At 49.6% G+C, this 500-nt stretch carries 1 rRNA gene; it reads left to right on the forward strand.

What is annotated here, in order from left to right:
* A 23S ribosomal RNA gene (locus HMPREF2805_RS00005) occupies positions 1 to 500 on the forward strand; the annotation flags it as partial.

Raw genomic sequence — 500 nt, forward strand, 5'->3', positions numbered from 1 at the left:
TGAGGAGGAAGACGCAGTGAACTGAAACATCTAAGTAGCTGCAGGAAGAGAAAGCAAAAGCGATTGCCTTAGTAGCGGCGAGCGAAACGGCAGGAGGGCAAACCGAAGAGTTTACTCTTCGGGGTTGTAGGACTGCAATGTGGACTCAAAGACTATAGAAGAATGATTTGGGAAGATCAGCCAAAGAGAGTGATAGCCTCGTATTTAAAATAGTCTTTGTACCTAGCAGTATCCTGAGTACGGCGGGACACGCGAAATCCCGTCGGAATCTGGGAGGACCATCTCCCAACCCTAAATACTCCCTAGTGACCGATAGTGAACCAGTACCGTGAGGGAAAGGTGAAAAGCACCCCGGGAGGGGAGTGAAATAGAACCTGAAACCGTGTGCCTACAACAAGTTCGAGCCCGTTAATGGGTGAGAGCGTGCCTTTTGTAGAATGAACCGGCGAGTTACGATATGATGCGAGGTTAAGTTGAAGAGACGGAGCCGTAGGGAAACC

This window comes from Streptococcus sp. HMSC034E03 (assembly GCF_001811505.1).
Taxonomy (GTDB): domain Bacteria; phylum Bacillota; class Bacilli; order Lactobacillales; family Streptococcaceae; genus Streptococcus.